Below are 4,492 nucleotides of genomic sequence, written 5' to 3'. Positions count from 1 at the left end.
GGCAGGCTCGCGTCGGGCGTGTGGGCGCTGGGCGGTCTGGGCTCGAAGGGGTTCCTGCTGGGTCCCCTGCTGGCGCGCGCGCTCGTCCGCGACCCCGGGTTCGGGCTGACGGGCTGAGCGCCCGGCACGGTCTACACTGGCCGTCATGGCGAAACACACCATCTGCCTGATCGAGGGCGACGGCGTCGGGCGCGAGGTCATCCCGGCGGCGCGGCGGGTCCTGGAAGCGCTCGGCGTGGACGCGGAGTTCGTGAGCGCCGAGGCGGGCTGGGAGGTCTTCGAGCGCAGGGGCGCGAGCGTGCCCGGCGAGACCCTCGACGCGGCGCGCGCGGCGGACGCCGTCCTGTTCGGCGCGACGACCAGCCCGAGCCGGCGCGTCGAGGGTTTTTTCAGCGCGATCCGGTACCTGCGGCGCGAGCTCGACCTGTTCGCGAACCTGCGGCCCGCGCGGTCACGGGCCGTGCCGGGCTGCGTGCCGGGCGTGGACCTGGTGATCGTGCGGGAGAACACGGAAGGGTTGTACGTCGCGCAGGAGCGGCGTTATGGCGACACGGCCATCGCGGACGCGGTCATCACGCGCTCGGCGTCGGCCCGGGTGGGACGGCTCGCGGCGGAGCTCGCGGCGCGCAGGCGTGGGGACCTCGCGGTGGTGCACAAGGCGAACGTGCTGCCCGTCACGCAGGGCCTGTTTCTCTCGACCGTGCTGGAGGAGGCGGCCAGGGTGCCGGGCCTGAGGGTGCGGGACGTGATCGTGGACGCCTGCGCGATGCATCTCGTGCGGGACGCGGCGCACTTCGACGTGCTGGTCATGACGAACCTGTTCGGGGACATCCTCTCCGACCTCACGGCGGGTCTGACGGGCGGCCTCGGCGTCGCGCCGAGCGGGAACGTGGGCGAGCGGCACGCGCTGTTCGAGAGCGTGCACGGCAGCGCGCCCGACATCGCCGGGCAGGGCGTCGCGAACCCCACCGCGACGGTGCTGTCGGCCGCGATGATGCTCGACCACCTCGGGGAGGGGGCGTTGGCGCGCAGGTTGGAGGCGGCGGTGGACGCGACGCTCCAGGAAGGACCACGCACGCGGGACCTGGGCGGCGAGGCGTCCACGGACACCTTCACACAGGCCCTCATCAGACGAGTCTCATGAACGAACGTGAGGTAGGACCTTAGAAGACACCGATGCTGACGTGATTCCGCGTACCCCTTCTCATGAGATTGCCGTCTGAGAGGGACGTATCGCGGATTTTTCTCTTCCGTCAGATGAAAAGATGCTAAAATCGGACGAATCCACGGAGGAGTCCATGTCGAAAGCTCTCCAGCGCTTGCTCAGCCCGAAACCGACCGCGATCGGCGTGGAGATCGGTTCGAGCGCCATCAAGATCGTGGCGCTCAAGCCGGGTTCGCCCCCGCAGCTCACGCACGCCATCTCGATCCCCACGCCCATCGGGTCCATGCGCGAAGGTCTCGTCGTCGAACCGCAGACGGTCGCGACCGAGATCCGCAACGCCATGACCAAGCACGGCCTCAACGCCCGCTTCGCGGTCAGCACGGTGCCCAACCAGAGCGCCGTGACCCGCAACATCATGGTCCCGAAGATGGCCCGCAAGGAACTCGACGAGGCCATCCGGTGGGAGGCGGAGAAGTACATCCCCTACCCCATCGACGAGGTCACCGTCGACTACGACCTCCTCGACGACCCCGACTCCATCGCGGAGGACGGTCAGATGGAGATCGTCGTCGCCGCCGCGCCCACCGAGGCCATCGCCCGTCAGGTGGAGGTGCTGCGCCTCGCGGGCCTCGAACCCACCGTCATCGACCTCAAGCCCTTCGCCACCCTGCGCGCCCTGCGCGGCAACCTGCTCGGCACGCACCTGAGCCGCACCACCATGTCGGGCGGCGCGTACACCGAGAACGGCGAGGTGGCGCTCGTCATGGAGATCGGCGCGTCGAGCTCCATCATCGCGCTCGTGCGTGGCGAGCGCGTCCTGATGGCGCGCAACATCGCCATCGCCGCCGACGACTTCACCATGGCGCTCCAGAAGGCCTTCGACCTCGACTTCACCGCCGCCGAGGACATCAAGATCGGCTACGCCACCGCCACGACCCCCACCGAGGACGAGGAGGACCTCCTGAACTTCGACCTTTCGAGAGAGCAGTACTCGCCCGCGCGGGTCTTCGAGGTCATCCGCCCCGTCCTGGGCGACCTCATCACGGAAATCCGCCGCTCCCTGGAGTACTACCGCGTCCAGGCGGGCGACGTCGTCGTGGACCGCACCTACCTCGCGGGTGGCGGCGCCAAGCTGCGCGGACTCGCCGCCGCGATCGGGGACGCCCTGGGCTTCCGCGTCGAGGTGGCCTCCCCGTGGCTGAGCGTCACCGTCGACGAGTCACGCTTCGACACCGGCTACCTCCAGAGCACGGCCGCCGAGTTCACGGTGCCGCTGGGACTGGCGCTTCGCGGGGTGAGCAGCCTTGATTAACATCAACCTCCTGCCCAAGGAGCTCCGCAGGAGCACCGGGCCCGACTTCTGGCGTCTCGGCGCGGGCGCCGCGGCCGTCGTGACCCTCGCGACGATCGGTGTGCTGCACTTCACCGTGACGTCCACCCTCGGAGACCTCAACCGGCAGATCGACGAGGTGCAGGGCGAGATCAACATCCTGCAGCCCAAGGTCCAGGAACGCGACAAGCTCCGGGCGACCAAGGCCTCGCTGCAGTCCGTGACCGCCGTCGCCGACGCCCTCAAGGCCGGTCAGACGTCGTGGAGCGGTGACCTCGCCAAGTTCGTCCGACAGCTGCCCAGCGGCGCCCGGCCGCTCGTGGCGCTCGAAAGCCTCGACATGAAGGCCGTCGACAACCCCACGCCTTCCGTCAATTACGACGGCAAGACGGTCTCCAAGGAAGTCAACATCCGCGGCAGCGCCAGCTCCAGCGCCAGCCTCGTGACCTTCCTGAACGCGTTCGAGGCGTCACCCGAGTTCGGCGTGCAGTTCAAGAGCGCCAACCTCGACGAGACCACCGGCGACTACAAGTTCGACGCGACGGTCGGTCTCGTGAGGAGCACGCCCGTCGCGGCGGCCGACACGAGCGGCGCCGGCACGACCGCCGCAGGCACGGACGTCGCCGCCGCGCCCGCCGCGCCCGCTGGAGGAGCGAGGTAATGCAGAACCTGAAGGCACAACTGGCCAAGCTCAAGGGCCGCGACATCTTCCTCCTCACCCTCGTGGTGCTGGTCCTGTTCGCGATGCTGTGGTACTTCCAGTCCTACCAGGCCAACAAGCTCGCGATCGACGACGCGCGCGGGCGCCTCGAGACCCTGCAGACGACCGTCCTCACCTCCCGTCAGGCCGCCGCGGAACTGCCCGGTCTCCAGGCGGAGGTCGCGGCGCTCGAGAAGCAGAGCGCGGAGTTGCTGCGCGCGCTGCCCGCCACGACCAGCATGGGTGAGGTCGTCGACGAGATCCGCAAGGACATCGGCGCGAGCGGCGCCCAGATGCTCTCGGTGAGCCAGAGCGGGAGCGGCGCGCCCGGTCAGATTCCGGCCGGTGTCCGCCCCATCGCGCTCAGCCTGTCGGTGAAGGGACGGTTCGGCGAGCTGTACGGCGTGCTGCGCTCCCTGGAAGGGATGAGCCGCTTCTCCACCATCAACGCCCTGACCCTCGGCGCGACCGACAAGATCCGCGACCCGAACCTGACGGGCAACATCGGCGTGACCGTCTACACCTTCGACCCGTCTGCGGCCCAGCCTGCCTCGGCCGCCCCCACGCCCGCGGGCACCACGCCCGCACCCGCGGCGCCCGCGACCGCGCCCGCCGCGCCGCCCGCCGGAGGTAACTCGTGAGAAGTCCCATCAAGCTCACGCGTGAGATGAAGATCACCCTGACGCTGCTCGCGTTCGGCGGTCTGGTCGGCGGGTTCTACGTCTACAACCTGAACGCGTCCCCCGACGTCAGCGTCACGTCGCCCACCACGACCTCCCCCGCGACGTCCACGGGAACGACGAGCCCCGAGGGCACGCCGGGCGGCGTGAGCGTCTCCGCACCCAGCAAGCCCGTCGAGGTCGCGCAACTCCCGTTCCTCACGACCGAAACACCGACGCCGACCGAGGGCGAGAAGCAGGCCGCCGCGCCGACCGCCGTCGCGAGCGCCGCTCAGGACAACCTTCCCAACCCCTTCGAGCCGCTCCGCGTCGAGGTGGCCGCCGCCAGCGGTACCGTTCCGACGCCCACGCCCGCACCCTCCTCGGAGGTCACGCCGCTGCCCGTCCCGAACGTGCCCGCGGCCACGCCGACCCCCATCGCGAGCACCGCGAGCGCGGCCCTGCCCGTTCCGGTCATTCCGGGCTCGGTCACGAGCGCGCCCACCGTGAATCCCATCGAGCGGGTCCGTCAGCTCGGCAGCAGCTTCAACGGCGGGACCGCGTCCTCCGTGACGCTGCGCCCCGGCAGCAGCGTGACCGTCACGCCGCCGAAGGTGACGGGCGCGGCACCCCTGCCG

4 protein-coding genes and 1 pseudogene are annotated in these 4,492 nt (G+C 70.1%); all 5 read left to right on the top strand.

The features are described 5' to 3' along the window. Window positions 1-145: 145 nt before the first annotated feature. Entirely contained in the window at window positions 146-1,144 is a 999-nt protein-coding gene (locus tag DEIPI_RS0111755) for an isocitrate/isopropylmalate dehydrogenase family protein (RefSeq protein WP_027481901.1), read from the top strand. A gap of 154 nt (window positions 1,145-1,298) precedes the next feature. After that, window positions 1,299-2,477, top strand: a complete 1,179-nt coding sequence (pilM, locus tag DEIPI_RS0111750) for a type IV pilus assembly protein PilM (RefSeq protein WP_027481900.1) — start codon at window positions 1,299-1,301, stop codon at window positions 2,475-2,477. Beyond that, on the top strand, window positions 2,470-3,156 hold the full coding sequence (locus DEIPI_RS0111745; RefSeq protein ID WP_027481899.1) for a hypothetical protein: 687 nt from the start codon (window positions 2,470-2,472) through the stop codon (window positions 3,154-3,156). Before pilM ends, DEIPI_RS0111745 begins: the two co-directional genes overlap by 8 nt. Continuing rightward, window positions 3,156-3,836: a type IV pilus inner membrane component PilO gene (locus DEIPI_RS0111740; protein WP_045234183.1), complete on the top strand. Its 681-nt coding sequence runs from the start codon at window positions 3,156-3,158 to the stop codon at window positions 3,834-3,836. The genes DEIPI_RS0111745 and DEIPI_RS0111740 overlap by 1 nt, the downstream gene beginning before the upstream one ends. Further along, window positions 3,833-4,492, top strand: a pseudogene (locus DEIPI_RS39615) (hypothetical protein); the annotation flags it as partial. The gene DEIPI_RS0111740 and the pseudogene DEIPI_RS39615, both read left to right, overlap by 4 nt.

Origin of the sequence: Deinococcus pimensis DSM 21231 (assembly GCF_000519345.1) — a bacterium.
GTDB classification, from domain to species: domain Bacteria; phylum Deinococcota; class Deinococci; order Deinococcales; family Deinococcaceae; genus Deinococcus_A; species Deinococcus_A pimensis.
The sequence above is the reverse complement of the archived record's forward strand: the minus strand, read 5'-3'. Positions and strand labels throughout refer to the sequence as shown.